The 15,148-nt window shown below is 45.2% G+C and carries 11 protein-coding genes and 2 tRNA genes; 5 read left to right on the forward strand and 8 right to left on the reverse strand.

What is annotated here, in order from left to right; genetic code table 11:
* Window positions 1-14: 14 nt before the first annotated feature.
* The 4 genes from RT143_RS08835 (at window position 15) to RT143_RS08850 (ending at window position 3,926) form a co-directional block, all read left to right on the forward strand.
* Window positions 15-1,325: an efflux RND transporter periplasmic adaptor subunit gene (locus tag RT143_RS08835; protein ID WP_313092516.1), complete on the forward strand. Its 1,311-nt coding sequence runs from the start codon at window positions 15-17 to the stop codon at window positions 1,323-1,325.
* A 78-nt stretch (window positions 1,326-1,403) separates the two neighbouring features.
* A complete protein-coding gene (locus RT143_RS08840; protein ID WP_313092518.1) occupies window positions 1,404-3,386 on the forward strand; it encodes a MacB family efflux pump subunit in 1,983 nt (660 codons plus the stop codon).
* A gap of 255 nt (window positions 3,387-3,641) precedes the next feature.
* Window positions 3,642-3,717, forward strand: a tRNA-Lys gene (locus tag RT143_RS08845).
* Window positions 3,718-3,850: 133 nt separating this feature from the next.
* Window positions 3,851-3,926: transfer RNA gene (locus RT143_RS08850), tRNA-Lys, on the forward strand.
* A gap of 244 nt (window positions 3,927-4,170) precedes the next feature.
* On the opposite strand, the gene RT143_RS08855 is transcribed toward RT143_RS08850, so the two are convergent.
* The 5 genes from RT143_RS08855 to RT143_RS08875 form a co-directional block, all read right to left on the reverse strand.
* Window positions 4,171-4,449 (reverse strand): glycine zipper domain-containing protein, encoded by a 279-nt coding sequence (locus tag RT143_RS08855; RefSeq protein WP_128679898.1) that lies wholly within the window; start codon window positions 4,447-4,449, stop codon window positions 4,171-4,173.
* Between the two features lie 203 nt (window positions 4,450-4,652).
* Entirely contained in the window at window positions 4,653-6,674 is a 2,022-nt protein-coding gene (gene ligA, locus RT143_RS08860) for an NAD-dependent DNA ligase LigA (protein ID WP_313092520.1), read from the reverse strand.
* 155 nt (window positions 6,675-6,829) lie between these two features.
* Window positions 6,830-7,771, reverse strand: coding sequence for a cell division protein ZipA C-terminal FtsZ-binding domain-containing protein (locus RT143_RS08865; RefSeq protein ID WP_313092522.1), 942 nt, complete (start codon window positions 7,769-7,771; stop codon window positions 6,830-6,832).
* Window positions 7,772-7,929: 158 nt separating this feature from the next.
* On the reverse strand, window positions 7,930-11,577 hold the full coding sequence (gene smc, locus RT143_RS08870) for a chromosome segregation protein SMC (RefSeq protein ID WP_313092524.1): 3,648 nt from the start codon (window positions 11,575-11,577) through the stop codon (window positions 7,930-7,932).
* Window positions 11,578-11,796: 219 nt separating this feature from the next.
* Window positions 11,797-11,979 (reverse strand): hypothetical protein, encoded by a 183-nt coding sequence (locus RT143_RS08875; protein ID WP_201666021.1) that lies wholly within the window; start codon window positions 11,977-11,979, stop codon window positions 11,797-11,799.
* A 317-nt stretch (window positions 11,980-12,296) separates the two neighbouring features.
* On the opposite strand from RT143_RS08875, the gene hemF reads away from it, so the two are divergent.
* Window positions 12,297-13,292, forward strand: a complete 996-nt coding sequence (gene hemF / locus RT143_RS08880; protein WP_313092537.1) for an oxygen-dependent coproporphyrinogen oxidase — start codon at window positions 12,297-12,299, stop codon at window positions 13,290-13,292.
* Window positions 13,293-13,360: 68 nt separating this feature from the next.
* Here the strand turns inward: hemF and gloA are convergent, their stop codons facing one another.
* The 3 genes from gloA to RT143_RS08895 all read right to left on the reverse strand — a co-directional run.
* The gene (gloA, locus tag RT143_RS08885) at window positions 13,361-13,855 is read right to left on the reverse strand and encodes a lactoylglutathione lyase (RefSeq protein ID WP_007115888.1); all 495 of its coding nucleotides are present in this window, start codon (window positions 13,853-13,855) and stop codon (window positions 13,361-13,363) included.
* 263 nt (window positions 13,856-14,118) lie between these two features.
* Window positions 14,119-14,760 (reverse strand): carbonic anhydrase, encoded by a 642-nt coding sequence (locus RT143_RS08890; protein WP_050325687.1) that lies wholly within the window; start codon window positions 14,758-14,760, stop codon window positions 14,119-14,121.
* Between the two features lie 119 nt (window positions 14,761-14,879).
* Window positions 14,880-15,148, reverse strand: a 269-nt coding sequence (locus RT143_RS08895) for a DUF2252 family protein (RefSeq protein ID WP_313092530.1), incomplete at its 5' end; no start/stop codon positions are given.

A 15,148-nucleotide genomic window follows, 5' to 3' on the forward strand; every position in this document is an offset into this window, starting at 1 on the left:
TAAGGCTTGGCACGATGACCGCTACCCAAAAAAAATGGCTCAAATGGGCAATCTTAAGTTTGATCGTTATTTCGCTGGCAGCGTTAGCTTATTGGTACTTTAAACCCAAACCCCAAAAACCCGATTACATCACCGCCAATGTCGAACGTAGCGATATTGAGAACAGTGTGATGTCCACGGGCAAAATTGAAGGCATTAAACAAGTGGATGTGGGCGCTCAGGTGTCAGGGGAAGTGACAAAATTGTATGTCGAGGTGGGTGACACGGTCAAAAAAGGCGATGTTATTGCTCAAATTGACCCAGTTACCCTGCAAAATACCTTAACCACGCAGCAAGCTACCTTACAGCAAAGCAAAGCGAATTTGGAAAGTACCAAGTCCGCCTATCAGACCAAACAAGCCGCGCTTGCCACAGCGCGAGCCGACTTGAAAGGTAAAATAGCAACCTTGCAACAATCGCAAACAGAATACAATCGCCTAAAATCCTTGCTTGCCATGAATGCCATCTCCAAACAAGAGCTGGAGCAAGCGGATACCGCTATCAAAACAGCCCAAGCCAATGTGGACAGCGCGAAAGAAGCGATTGCGACTGCCCAAGCAAATATTGCCTCATCGCAAGCCGATATTGTTAGTGCACAACAAACCATAAAAAAATCGCAAACGGACGTCAATACGGCTGAAAAAAATCTTGGATATAGCCAAATTGTTGCCCCGATGTCAGGCACGGTGATTTCTATTACCACCAAACAAGGGCAAACAGTAAACGCCAATCAATCAGCCCCCACCATTGTGACATTGGCAGATTTGAGCAGTGTGCGCGTAAAAGCCAAAATATCAGAAGCCGATGTCGTCAATCTCAAAACAGGACTGCCGGTTTATTTCAATATCATTGGACGCCCAGATAAGAAATACCAAGCCACACTGTCAACCATTGGACCTGCGCCCGATGGTACTACCGCCAGTGACTCATCTACGTCAACGGATTCGGCAATTTATTATATTGGTTATTTTACCGTCCCCAATCCCGATGGCGCGCTACGTATCAACATGACAGCGCAAGTCTATATTGTTGAAAACAAAGTCAGTAATGTGCTTAGCGTACCGGCGGCGGCAATTAAAACTGACCCAAAAATGGGCAGTTATGTTGAAGTCGTACAAGCCGACGGTACTACCAAAAAACAAGCGGTCAAAACAGGTGTCACCAATCGTATTACCACCCAAATTCTTAGCGGCGTCAACCAAGGTGATAAGGTGGTTGTGGGTCAAGCAACGGTGAGTAAATCAAGTTCATCGTCTAAAAATAAGGGTGGTCCACCGATGATGTAGTCATCGGTAGATGATAACCCTAGATTGTAAACGTTGATTATAACCTATGACGCATGCTAACTTTGAGATACACGGCTGATGATAACGCAAGACACCAAACAACCTGTCATGGAAGTGAAGGATTTAATCCGCGAATTTCCTGCAGGTGATGAAAAAATTCGGGTTTTACATGGGATTGACTTGACCATTTATGAAGGCGAAATGGTGGCAATTATTGGTCAATCAGGCTCGGGTAAATCCACCTTAATGAATATCTTAGGCTGCTTAGATCAGGCGACTGCGGGCAGTTACCACATCTATGGCAAAGCGGTGGACAAACTCACCGCAGACGAACTTGCCGAGCTTCGCCGTGAGCATTTTGGGTTTATTTTTCAGCGCTATCATTTACTCGGTGACATCAATGCCCAAGACAATGTCGCCGTCCCTGCCGTGTATGCAGGGATGCCGGTGCGGCAACGTGAAGCGCGCGCCACTCAATTGTTAGACGACTTAGGGCTGGCGGCAAAAACCCAAAATCGCCCTAGCCAACTCTCCGGTGGTCAACAACAGCGTGTGTCTATTGCTCGTGCCTTAATGAATGGTGGCGACATTATCCTGGCAGATGAACCGACTGGGGCATTAGATAGCCAATCGGGTAAAGATGTGATGGCGATTTTGAGAAATCTAAATAGCCAAGGTCATACCATCATTATGGTGACCCACGATCCTTCCATCGCTGCCCAAGCCGAACGCGTGATTGAAATCAAAGACGGACGCATCCTCAAAGATTATTATACCGATAATAGATTTGATAAAACCAAAGAGGTTCAACACCTAAATTTTGCCAAAAAATCTGGTGTTACCGCGTTTTTAGACCGCTTATCTGAAGCCTTTAAGATGTCGGTTTTGGCGATGAAAGCCCATAAAATGCGGACATTGTTAACCATGTTAGGTATTATTATCGGTATTGCCTCTGTGGTATCGGTAGTGGGTCTGGGACAAGGTTCTCAACAAAAAATTCTCAATGATATCAGCTCCTTAGGCACCAATACTTTAACCATACGAGATGGCTATAAATTTGGTGACCCTCGCCGTAAATACCATGATGATAATTTAACAGATGCCGATGCCAATGCTGTCGCAGAACAACCTTATGTGCAAAGCGTCAGTCCACAAGTCAGCAGCAATAGCGCCACCGCCCGTTACCGTGAGACAGAAGCTTCTGTGAATGTCAGTGGCGTGGGCAAAGATTATCTAACGGTGAAAGGGGAAAAACTGGCGCTTGGGCAAACCTTTAATGACAATAGTATCACCTCCATGACCCAAGATGTGATTATTGATGATAATGCAAAAACCGCCTTTTTTGCCAATGTCAGCGATCCCATTGGTGAAGTGATGTTGGTGGGTAGTGTGCCCGCTCGCGTCATCGGTGTATTGCAGCCATCTGAGCAAGCTTTTGGTCCAAGCTCAGACACCCCTACCCTGTATATGCCTTATACCACTGTGATGCGTAGAATGGTTGGTACTAGTCATGTAGATAGTTTTATTGTGCTACTAAAAAACACTATCTCGTCTAGTGCCGCTGAGCAAGCTGTTTCTGATTTGATAGAGCAGCGACACGGCACCGATGACTTTCGTATTCAAAACTCTGATTCAATTCGTCAGACGATTGAATCTACCACAGGCACGATGACACTACTGATTTCATCGATAGCCATTATTTCTTTGATTGTGGGGGGTATTGGCGTTATGAATATTATGCTCGTCTCAGTCACCGAGCGCACCAGTGAAATTGGTGTGCGTATGGCAGTGGGCGCAAGGCAATCTGATATCATGCAGCAGTTTTTGATAGAAGCGATTTTGGTGTGTATCTTGGGCGGGATTTTAGGTATTAGTCTAGCGTTTGCCATCGGCGCTTTAATTAACAAATTTGCAGGGGGTAATTTCCAAGTGGTGTATTCAACCACCTCTATTGTAGCGGCGGTGGTGTGTTCCACTCTCATTGGTGTGGTTTTTGGGTTTATTCCGGCGCGCAATGCCGCCAGGCTCAATCCTGTTGATGCCTTATCAGGTGGTGAATAAAAGTTTTATCACCTATTTAGTCATCATCTAGCTCGTCAATACCTATCTAATTAGACTTATCTAATCAATACTAGATAAGTTAAAGGTATGATAAGTCGATGAATTTATGACTCTATTTTGATGCCAATCTTTAGTTAAAAAAATTGTGCAAAAAGGCTTGCAAACCAAGATTTAATGCGTATAATATGCACTCACTTAACGGCAATAGCCAAAATAAAAACGTGAAAAATCGTTTTTGATTGCCTTAGCAGTTTTGGATCGTTAGCTCAGTTGGTAGAGCAGTGGACTTTTAATCCATTGGTCCCGCGTTCGAGTCGCGGACGATCCACCATATTTTGAAAGTTTGACAATGTCGTTTTATGAATTTGACTTGTGAAATCAAAATTGCTTTGCAAATTTTTAATGCTTTAGCAAATCATAGATTTGCTCTTGCGAAGCTAAAAAAGTTTTCTTAACGTTTCTCAGGATCGTTAGCTCAGTTGGTAGAGCAGTGGACTTTTAATCCATTGGTCCCGCGTTCGAGTCGCGGACGATCCACCATATCCAAAGCCCTTATCGAATTGATAAGGGCTTTTTTTATACCCTTGATTTTTAGCGCTATGATTTAGGCTAGCAGTTTAGGTTAGACAAATAAAAATTGACGGCTCTACTTCAACGCATCTTTAATTGTATCAAATAGCTTGCTTAACGTTTAGTAAAGAAAAAAGCCAAACCTTTAATGGTTTGGCTTTTGACAGCATCGATGTCGGATGCTGTCGAGATAAGCTATAACTTTTAGTGTAGCTTATTTTTGGTACGGGTAGTTAGGTGATGTACTTAATACATAGCCTGTTGCACCACCTGCGGCTGCACCGATTGCTGCAGCTTTACCGATGTCGCTACGGTCGCCATCTGATTTTGCCAGTGCACCTAACGCTGCACCCGCTACCGCGCCTTGCATCGCCGCGCGAGAAGAGCCTTGTGTAGTAACGCGGTTACCATAAGCATCAGTGGTTGCACAGGCTGTTAATGCTGTTGAGCCAACAAGTGTTGCAAGTACCGCAAGTGTTTTAAGTGATTTCATACTTTTCTCCAGTAGGGTTTCCATTTGCTAAAATATCAGGTGCTTTTAGCAACTTACGGAAGTTATATTAGCGTAAATTTTTCACCCTATTGTTATGAATAAAGACTGATTTATACGTGTTTTGTAAGTAACCTTGCTATAGTTTGGGCAACAAATAGCTTACTGAAGGTTGCGTTAACTTTTTCCACAATACCGAGCATATATTAGGCATGATACGTATTCAATAAATCGATGAATTGCGCTTCAGTCATCACTTTTACCCCCAGTTTTTCGGCATTGGCAAGTTTACTACCCGCTTTTTCGCCTGCGAGCAGTGCGGTGGTCTTGGCAGAAACGCTGCCTGAGACTTTTGCCCCTAATGCTTGCAGCTTGGCTTTGGCTTCATCGCGTCCCATGCCTTCAAGGGTGCCTGTAATGACCCAACTTTGACCTTTAAGCGGCTGATTGCCTTCAGGCACTTGGCTGACAGGCTGCCAGTGAATACCGGCTTGTAATAATCGATTGATGACTTCGATATTGTGCTCGGCACGAAAAAACTCAAAAATCGAGTCTGCGGTTTTTTCACCGACATCGGGGGTTTTTTGTAAGGCTTCGATACTCGCTGCCATGAGCGGCTGCAAGTCGCCAAATTGCATGGCTAAATTCATCGCCGTGCTCTCGCCTACCCCGCCAATACCTAAGGCAAAGATAAACCGTGGTAAGGTCGTATCTTTACTTTTTTCAATGGCAGCTAGCATATTTTCGACAGATTTTTCCCCCAATTTTTCAAGGTTTATGAGCGCGTCGCGGTGATTGTTAAGCGCATAAATATCTGCGACATTTTTAACAATACCCTGCTCAAAAAAGTTAATCAACCAGCGCTCACCGAGCCCATCGATATCCATCGCTTTACGACTGACAAAGTGAATCAGTGCTTCTTGTTGCTGGGCTGGACAAAATAGCCCACCAGTGCATCGTGCCAGCGCTTCGCCTTCTGGCATGATAACCGGTGAACCACACACCGGGCAATGCGTCGGCAAGCTCACCACTTGGGCATTGGCGGGGCGCTCATCTTGCCAGACGCGCGTAACTTTGGGAATGACATCACCGGCACGGTGTACGCTGACCATGTCGCCTGCTCGGATATCTAAACGCTGAATTTCACCGATATTATGCAGGGTCACATTGCTGACAGTGACGCCACCGACATTGACAGGTTCAAGCTTACCCACGGGCGTCAACTGACCTGTGCGCCCTACTTGCCATTCAATCGCATTTAGACGCGTCATCACGGTTTCGGCAGGAAATTTATAAGCAGTTGCCCAGCGCGGCTCACGGCTTAAAAAGCCTAATTGCTCTTGCAAGGCTAAACTATTAACCTTGATCACCGTGCCATCAATTTCAAAGGGTAAGCGACTGCGTTTTTCAATCACCGATTGATAATACGCTTGTAGCTGCGCGGCTGTTTGCACGATTTTGATATCGCTGATGCTAAAGCCCAACGCTTTTAGCCAAAATAGCGCATCGGATTGGGTGGTAATCTCAGCGGGTAAGCCTTGATTGACGGAATAGGCATAAAACGCCAGCGGACGACTTTTGGCGATATTGGGGTCAAGTTGGCGCAAACTCCCTGCGGCAGCATTACGCGGATTGGCAAAGGTTTTCTCCCCTTTTGCTTGGGCATCACGGTTGAGCCTTGCAAACCCTGCTTTGGGCATGAGTACTTCGCCGCGCACTTCTAGGCGCGGTATATCAATCGCCAGCTGCAGGGGTAGATTTCGAATAGTACGCACGTTTTGGGTAATATCTTCGCCTGTTTGACCATCACCGCGCGTGACTGCTTGGATAAATTGCCCGTTTTGGTACAACAGTGAAACCGCAAGCCCGTCAAGTTTGAGCTCGACTTCATATTCGGGGTTTTGCTGATGGTCCGCCAAACGGTCATTGACCCGTCGCATAAAGTTCTGTAAATCATCAAAAGTAAATAAATTACCCAGTGACAGCATGGGTATTTGGTGGGTGACTTGGGTAAAAAATGGCAACGGCTTGTCGCCTACTTGGTTGGTAGGGCTGTCGCTTTGTACCAATTCAGGATGCGTGGTTTCTAGTGCCACCAGTTCTTGGCGAAGTTGGTCGTATTCGCTATCTTCTAACAGCGGATTATCTAAGACGTAGTAAGCGTGGTTATGTTGTTTTAGCTGTGCAATGAGTTTGCGCATTTGCGCAGTAATAGCGGCTGTGTTCATAATGATTATGATTTAAAAAAGATAACAGATATTTTACAACAAAGTGATGGTTTACTTGGTCAATTTTTTAAGTCATCAGGTCAGTCAAAACAATAAAACTTTTAACCATAAAAAAAGGCACTCACGAGGAGTACCTTGTTTCATTTTAGTAAAATCTATCGACCAAAATTAATGGCAAGCTCGCGCATGGCTTGGGTGTTTTCTTTGTTAATCGGCTCGCCTGTGTCGTCATATACCGTGGCATTTAAGTCATTGGCAAGCAATCCTGCGATACTCATCATGCTATCAAAGCCTTGAACAGGTCGTGGGTGTGGTAGCGATAAAAATAATACCAAGCCTTTCATGGTTTGCGTCGGTAGTCGATTGAGATCGAACGGTGAAATACCCTCATTGTCAATCATCATCAGACTAAACCACAATAAGCCTGTTCCGTCTTTGTTTTCGTAGCGATGGAACATATTCATCGCACCAAACTTCAAGCCATATTTGTCAATCAGCTCTAGCAGATAATCGCCTTTAATGTCGACAAACTGCTGATTAGGAAAAATACTGATGTTGATATTTTGAATCGCGTTGTTGAGTGGGCTGTTTTGTTCTTCGTCAATTTGCGCTTGGATATGGGTATCCAAAATTGGGCTGTTATCGGTAAAGCTGTCATTTTTTAGCTGATTTTCATCGAAAGTATGCACAACAGGACTGATAGTCTCTGTGGCATTGGCAAGCATGCTAAAAGCGTCGTTTTCGTTTTCCACAAATGTATTGGTTTCTGCCAATAATTTGTCATTGGCAGATTTAGTGGCATTGGCAAAACCGCCATTAGCTGGATAGTTATCTAGGTGCAACTCGGTATCGTCAGCGCTTAGCTTTACTTCGCCTTTAGGATTGTCGGGTGTAATTTCCGCTTTAAACAGCTGGCTTTCTTCGGGCTCAGGGCGCTGATGGCGTGGAATAATAGGTAGACCATCTTTATCATGTTCAATCGCGTCAGTCGCTAATACATCTTGGTTTTTTTGACGAATGGATTTTAGTAGCGTGTAAATACCCCAAACGATAGCAACAACCGCAAGAATGATAAGAATAAGCTGAGTGATAGACATAAACAACGACCTTTGAGAAAGACGATAACGACCCTGTTTGTAGTGTAAAAATTTTTACATCGGTATTTTTGCCGTTATACTATCATGACTTCATAAAATCAGCTAGAAAAAACCGTGACAAGGCTTGACTTTTTGCGTATTTGACAGGTGAAAATCGCTTATGCCAAATAAGCTTCCACCTCAGCCATATCCACACTGACCAGCTTGGACACGCCCGCCGTTGGCATGGTCACACCTTTGAGCTCATCGGCAATTTGCATGGCAAGTTTGTTATGACTGATAAAAACAAACTGTACGTCTTTGGCAAGCTGCTCAATTAAGCGGGTAAAGCGTGCGACATTGGCGTCATCGAGCGGCGCATCGACTTCATCGAGCACACAAAATGGCGCGGGCTGCTGTTTAAAAATAGCAAAGATTAAACTTAACGCAGTTAAGGTCTTCTCACCGCCCGATAACAGCGCTAGCCGGCTGTTCTTTTTGCCTTTCGGCTGTGCCATAAGCTCTAACCCTGACTGCCAGCCTTTGCCGCTGTTATCTTTGTCATTGGTATGGTCTGATAACACTAGCTGCGCTTGCCCGCCGCCAAATACTTGGGTAAATAGCTTGTTAAGCTCGATATTGACTTGGGTCAACATATCCATAAAAAGCTGTTTGGTCTGACTGTCAATCTGCTGGATAGCAAGTTGCAATTTTTCAATGCTTGCGGTCAAATCCGAGATTTGCTCAGCAAGGGGCGCCAAGCGGCTGTTCACTTCACTGAGCTCGGCTACCGCGGCGTGATTGACTGCCCCAAGATTAAGCACCTGTGATGCTAACTGCTCGAGTTGTCGCTGTAGTTGCTCGCGTTTGCTGCTACCGAGTAACTCAATGTTGTCAGTTTTTGGCACGGCAATTTTGCGACTAGTCAATTGCTCACCAATCAATGCCACGTTTTGTTTTGATAGTGCCAATGCCGTGTCGGTGGTGTGATATTGCTGTTGTAGTTGGCTTAACTGCTGCTGAGACTCTTGCACACTAAGCTGCAGTTGATGCACCTCGGTTTCCATGGTTTGCAAGGTGATTGTCAATTGCGTAACGCTGTCATTGACGGTTTGCAGTTGCGTCGAGTCCATCGTGAGTTGCTGTTGTAGCTGTGGCAAGCGTGCCTGCTGCTCGCTAATTTTATGACTCAGCAGCTGCTGCTCACTGGTGAGTCTTGCTTGGTCTTGGCAAGCTTTGGCAAGTTGCTGCTCACTTGCGGTGATTTGCAATTGTCCGGTTGCCAGTGTTTGGGTGATGCGATTTTGTTGTTGTTCTAGCTCGCGCTGTTGACTGGTAAACTGGTTTAAGCGTTCATCGAGTGACTGGCGTTCGCTGATTTGTTGCTGTAATTGCGGTTGTAAATGCGAAAGCGTGTTGCTTAGCTCATAAACCCGCTGTTGCTCTTGCTGCAATTTGTCCGCAAAACCTAGCCCCTCTTCCTGTAGCCGTTTGCTGTCGATATCGAGGCGTTTTTTATCTTGCGTAAGTTTATCGAGTGCGGATTGATAGTGATACTGCTGTTGTAGTTTTTGTTGCTGGCATTGCTGTTGTTGCTGGGTTAGGCTTAGCAGTTGATTACGCGCGGTTCGGTCTTGCGCTTGCCATTCTTGCAGACTAACCTTCGCTTGTTGCAAGCGATCGGCTAGACGCTGCAGTTGCGGTTGTTGCTGCGCTAAGTGTTCATCGAGCTCTTCAATACGGGCTTCATTCATCAACTGCTGGCTAAAACTGATAACCTGCTGACCTTCAGCTTGCAACAAATGGCTTAGGTTAATCAGCAGCTGCTGATTACAGAGTATCAGCTGGCGCGCTGAGGTCTGCACCAGTAACCAATCGCCCGTTGGTAAGTTATCGAGCAGCGCTTTACGCTGCACATCTGCCCAGTCAAGTGGCGTCGCACTGATCCAAACCTGCTGAAAAATAGCCAGATTGGGCGCCGCAATCAAAGCAGACAGTGGCAAACAACCTTCTATTAGATGACTGTTCGCTGTGTGATTTTTCGAGGTGTGATCTAAAGTTGATTTATTATCAATAAACACCGCATGGTCGTGGATGATTTGGGCAAAATCTTGGTCAGCAGCGATAGACCATTTGGCAAATACCGTAACTAGAGTATCAAAAACATTGGCATACCCCTTACCTGTCTCAGTCAATTGCAGTTGACTGATAAGTTTTGGCAAACTGCTAATATTTTCTTGATTGGCTGAATGGTGGATAACTTGGGCAAGGGCAGTTTCTTGTTGTGCTAGCAAATTTTGGAGTGTCGCGTGCTCGGTTTGCCACGCTTGGTACTGCTGCTCAGCTTGGCGATGCTGACGGCTTAAGCTGTCAACTTCATCGGCTTGGTCAGCGATAGACTCTTGACGGGCGATGATATTGGCTTCAAGACGTTCAATCTCATCACTGAGTTTCGTCATTTGACCATCTAGTTCGTTGTCATCAAACGCTGCAAATTGCTGATCAAATGTGGCGTTAGCAGTCTGCCATGCCAATACGGCTTTGTCATGTTCGCTTTGGCGTTGTTGTTGGCGCTGTTGTTGGCTGGCATGGTGTTTGAGGGCATTTTCACTGACGGCAAGATTTTTTTCTACGTCTTGCTTTTGCTTATTTAACGCCACTAAATTTTTCACAATTTGCTCACGCTGCTGTTTGCAATCATCTTGCTTCTCACGCAATTGGCGCAACTGTGCGGTGAGCTGTTCAAGCTTTGCAGGTAAGCCTTCAATACGCAGTTGTGCTTGCTGTTTTTGTGCTTGCAACGCTTGTTGATACTCAGCAAAACGCCCCAGCTCAACATTGAGGACATCTAGGCGTTGTTGGTCATTGGCAAGGGCTTGTTCAGCTTGCTTCAGTAGACTTTGCGTTTCATGCTGCTGCTGCCAATAATCCTTAGCAAGATTTTGCTGGGTTTGTAAAGTGTGATGTTGTTCAGTCAGAGCCTGCTGGGCAAGTTGCTGCTGCTCGATTAATTCTTCAATGAATATTTGCTGGGCGTCAACGCACTCACTGATCGCTTGAAAATCTGACGCGAGTGTTTGCTGTTTTTGCCATGCCTGCCCATAGTCATCAATGAGTAGCTGCTCACTGATCGCTTGCTGCGCTTGTTGCCATTGCTGCGCTTGTTGTGCCGTTTTGGCTTGTTTTTCTAGGCGTTTTTGTTGGCTGGTCAGTTCGCTGACCATATCATGCAGCCGCGCTAAATTATCGCTAGCGGTATCGAGCTGTTTTTGGGTGTCATCACGCCGGCTTTGGTAGCGCGACACGCCCGACGCCTCTTCGATAAACTCTCGTAGCTGCAACGCATTGGCATCAATGATGCGCCCTATCATACCTTGCTCAATCACCGCATACGAGCGCGCGCCAAGACCTGTGCCCAAAAAAATATCGACCACATCGCGGCGGCGTACTTTGGTGCCATTGATAAAGTAATCGGATTTGCCTTCTTTATTGATTTGCCGACGTACCGATAATTCTTGATACAGATTAAGCGCGTGGTGGATGCCGCTTTTACCATCTTCGCCGCGGGTATGTTCAAACACCAATTCTACGCTTGCCAAGCTTTTGGCGGACTTGTCTTGCGTGCCGGCAAAAATGACATCACTCATCGCGCCGCCACGAAGCTGCTTGGCGGAGGATTCGCCCAGCACCCAGCGGATGGCATCAATCACGTTGGATTTGCCGCAGCCGTTGGGTCCGACAATCGCGGTAATGGTTTTGGGAAAATGAAACGTTGTAGGATTGGCAAAGGATTTAAAGCCTGCCAGTTTGAGCTGTTTTAACCGCATGTTGCTAAAGTGTAGGTATCAAAAAAAGGCGCTTATTTTAGCAAAATTTTAGCGATTATTCATTAAATCTATGCTGACTTGATCTATGCTGAATTGGTACACACAAATCAGGCTAAACTTACTAAACCCTTAAGCTGATTAATCTGCCATGGCATAAAAAAAGCATAAAAAAACCGCTAAGTGGATTAGCGGTTTTATCAATTAGGCTATTGGTTAATATTATTTTGCCGGTGACGCAGTAGCAGTCGCTGTATTCGCCGTTGCAGTTGCTGTATTGGCAGGTACAGAAGCTGTTGTGGTGGTCGTTGTCGTCGTGGTGGTGGTTTCAGTTTTGGCTTCTTCTTTTTTGCCACAACCCACAAGGCTGATGACCGTCACTAATGCGATTAATAATTTATTCATAGTTTTCTCCAAAAACGGTTAATGTAATCATCCATCTGATAACTTGATAGTCCGATAACTATATGATCCCAATAACTATATCACTAGGTAAATCAGTATCACTAGGTTAATCAGTTTATAAAATCTCAACTTAATTTTATCAAGACGTCATGGCATTTTATGAGTTTTCTGACCGTTTGGATAGCGGCTGTGAGGATTTTTTTAAGGGTTTTATGTAAATATTTATGCGTATCATCGGTCAATACGCTAAATTTTACCCACGCGATTGTGTGATACAATAATCGCTAAAAATTTTTAAAAGAACTATTGCTATGTCTATGCTGCTCTCCTCACCCAATGTTCAAGCCGTTCGCGCTTATTTACTTGATTTACAAGACCGTATTTGCCAAGCGCTAGAACACCAAGAAGCCACTGGCGGGTTTAATCTATATGCTGAAGGTGCCAGCAATGCCAAATTTGTCGCTGATGTTTGGGAAAGACCCACTGAGCAAGGCACCCATCAAAATTTGGGCGGTGGTCGCTCCAATGTACTTCAAGGCGGCAAAGTGATTGAAAAAGGCGGGGTGATGTTTAGCCACATTGTTATCAACCATCTGCCAGCCACTGCCACCGCTCGCCACCCTGAACTTGCCGGTCGGCAAGCGCAAGCACTCGGTGTCTCGCTGGTGATTCATCCGACCAATCCCAACGTGCCAACCAGTCATGCTAACGTGCGCATGTTTATCGCGGAAAAAGAAGGCTACGAGCCGATTTGGTGGTTTGGTGGGGGCTTTGATTTGACACCGTTTTACCCCGTGATGGAAGACTGTGTGCATTGGCACCAAGTGTGTCATGATTTGTGCGCGCCGTTTGGGAGTGACGTTTATCCCAAGTTTAAGACATGGTGCGATGAGTATTTTTATTTAAAGCATCGTAACGAACAACGCGGCATCGGCGGCTTGTTTTATGATGATTTGAATACGCTTAGCATGGGGTGGGATTTTGATAAGTGCTTTGCGTTTATGCAGGCGGTAGGCGATGGCTATCTTAAAGGTATTATCCCAATTTTTGAGAAACGCAAACACACGCGCTATACCGAGCCGCAGCGTAATTTTCAGTTGTACCGTCGCGGTCGCTATGTCGAATACAATCTGGTGTATGACCGCGGTACTTTGTTTGGCTTACAATCAAACGGGCGCATTGAGTCGATTTTGGTCAGTCTGCCGCCGCTCACCGGTTGGGAATATCGTTATGAGCCTATCCCAGGAACGCCTGAATTTGAACTTACGGATTTTTATCTAAAACCCAGAGACTGGCTAAACCTCAAGGCTTAATAAGACACAATCTTAAAAAAACACAATAAAAAAAGGGCAATCACAATTGCCCTTTTTTTAATGGGCGATTAACCCATTAAGTTTGGTTGTACGATTTCTATCCAGTAGCCATCTGGATCCAAGATGAAGGCAATATCTTTCATCGCACCTTCTTCAGGGCGTTTTTTGAAGGTGACTTGATGTTGCTCAAACCAAGCAACCGCTTCTTGCAGATTTGGCACGGCAAAACAAATATGCCCGAATCCTTGTGGTTCGCTGTTGCCACTGTGATAATGAAACTCTGCATCAGACTCAGTGCCATAATTATGGGTCAATTCTAGCACCCCTGGCTGACTAAAGGTAAATGCGGCCAAAGCGGCAGTATCGGTCGGCAAATTTGCAACCTGTTCATCGGTGAGCTTTGCCAAAAAATACAAATCAAATTCCGCTTGTGGATAGCGTTTGGTTTGTAGTAGCGTCATGCCTAACACGTCTTGATAAAAAGCCAAAGACACTTGCGGGTCTTTCACCCTAAGCATGGTGTGATTAAAGATAAACCCATTGGTAGCGGACAAGTTTGACATAGTGATCCTTATTGTAATATGCCTCTAAAAGAAAAAATGTTAAAAGAAAAAGATGTTGACTAAACCTCATTAATAGCGACAGTTTGCCAAAAATTCAATACTGTTTAATTTTACTTAACTTTTGAGTAAAAATATAGCCCTCATTGCTAATAACATCATGGTTCATAACATCATGGTTCATAACATCATGGCTCATAACATTACGCTTAGGTAAGTTGCTCAATTCGCTATTTACTATTCGCTATTCGCTATTCACTATGTCGCTACTCAATAAAGGTCACTTTACCGGTGTCCAAATCATACACTGCCCCAACAATAATTAAGCTACCATTATTAACCGCATCTTCAAGAATGCGAGAGCCGTGTCTGAGCTGGGTGACTGACATACGCACGTTGGCTTTAATGCCTCGATTAATCAACTCTTGCGCGTCAATGTCTTGTCCATTGGCGGTATAGATTTCATGCAAGTTGTAAACACTGGGACGAATACGGTCAACAATCGAACGTAAATTGGGGGAAAACTGCTGGTCAGGATTGATCAGTGTCTCCACACAAGCCGTCACCGCGCCGCAATGTGAATGACCCAACACCACGACTAACTTGGTACCGAATTTCTCTGCTGCAAACTCAACCGAGCCAATCTGAGACGGCGCGACTACGTTGCCTGCTACACGAATGACGAATAAATCACCCAAACCTTGATCAAAGACAATCTCAGCAGGCACGCGCGCATCAGAACAACCCAAAATAATCGCAAACGGTTCATGCACATGGGTGAGCGCATTAGAGGCTAGCAAGGTTGATTGGGGGTTTTGCACATTCTCTACGAATCGTGCGTTGCCTTGTTTGAGCATCTCGAGCGCTTGCTCGGCAGTTTCGGGACGCGGTAAGTGACTGTTTGGCATTTGGTTTTCTCCTTTCACCTAGGGACAATAACGAAATTTGTGATGATATAAAACGCGATATTTTTTATCAATTTAAACTTTTTAAAACTCAAAATTTTTTTAAGACGGTTGTATAGCTACTATAATACCTCATCGCCTGCCACAGCAATATGCCCATCGGCTATTTGGTTCATAAATTGCGCATAATCTTGGGCATTGCGAGCGGCAATTTGCTCGGCATACGCTTGCATGACAGGGATGATTTCACTACCATTGCCCAGATAGCCCATGAGCGTATCGGCATTCCCCGCTTTGGTATGCGCATGCGCTAAGGCATGGCCACAGCTTTCGATAGATTCGTAAAAATGGGCAGCCGCCATGGTCTCAAGAGCCGCGGAATACTTCATAT

The sequence above is a fragment of the Moraxella sp. CTOTU48268 genome, from assembly GCF_032069585.1.
GTDB classification, from domain to species: domain Bacteria; phylum Pseudomonadota; class Gammaproteobacteria; order Pseudomonadales; family Moraxellaceae; genus Faucicola; species Faucicola cinerea.

Bases quoted from the DNA above. Each gene is read 5' to 3' on its own strand.
- RT143_RS08865 (WP_313092522.1), bottom strand. From the start codon at position 7,771: ATGTCTATCACTCAGCTTATTCTTATCATTCTTGCGGTTGTTGCTATC.
- RT143_RS08855 (WP_128679898.1), bottom strand. From the start codon at position 4,449: ATGAAATCACTTAAAACACTTGCGGTACTTGCAACACTTGTTGGCTCA.
- RT143_RS08840 (WP_313092518.1), top strand. From the start codon at position 1,404: ATGATAACGCAAGACACCAAACAACCTGTCATGGAAGTGAAGGATTTA.
- RT143_RS08835 (WP_313092516.1), top strand. From the start codon at position 15: ATGACCGCTACCCAAAAAAAATGGCTCAAATGGGCAATCTTAAGTTTG.
- smc (WP_313092524.1), bottom strand. From the start codon at position 11,577: ATGCGGTTAAAACAGCTCAAACTGGCAGGCTTTAAATCCTTTGCCAAT.
- RT143_RS08875 (WP_201666021.1), bottom strand. From the start codon at position 11,979: ATGAATAAATTATTAATCGCATTAGTGACGGTCATCAGCCTTGTGGGT.
- RT143_RS08890 (WP_050325687.1), bottom strand. From the start codon at position 14,760: ATGCCAAACAGTCACTTACCGCGTCCCGAAACTGCCGAGCAAGCGCTC.
- hemF (WP_313092537.1), top strand. From the start codon at position 12,297: ATGCTGCTCTCCTCACCCAATGTTCAAGCCGTTCGCGCTTATTTACTT.
- ligA (WP_313092520.1), bottom strand. From the start codon at position 6,674: ATGAACACAGCCGCTATTACTGCGCAAATGCGCAAACTCATTGCACAG.
- gloA (WP_007115888.1), bottom strand. From the start codon at position 13,855: ATGTCAAACTTGTCCGCTACCAATGGGTTTATCTTTAATCACACCATG.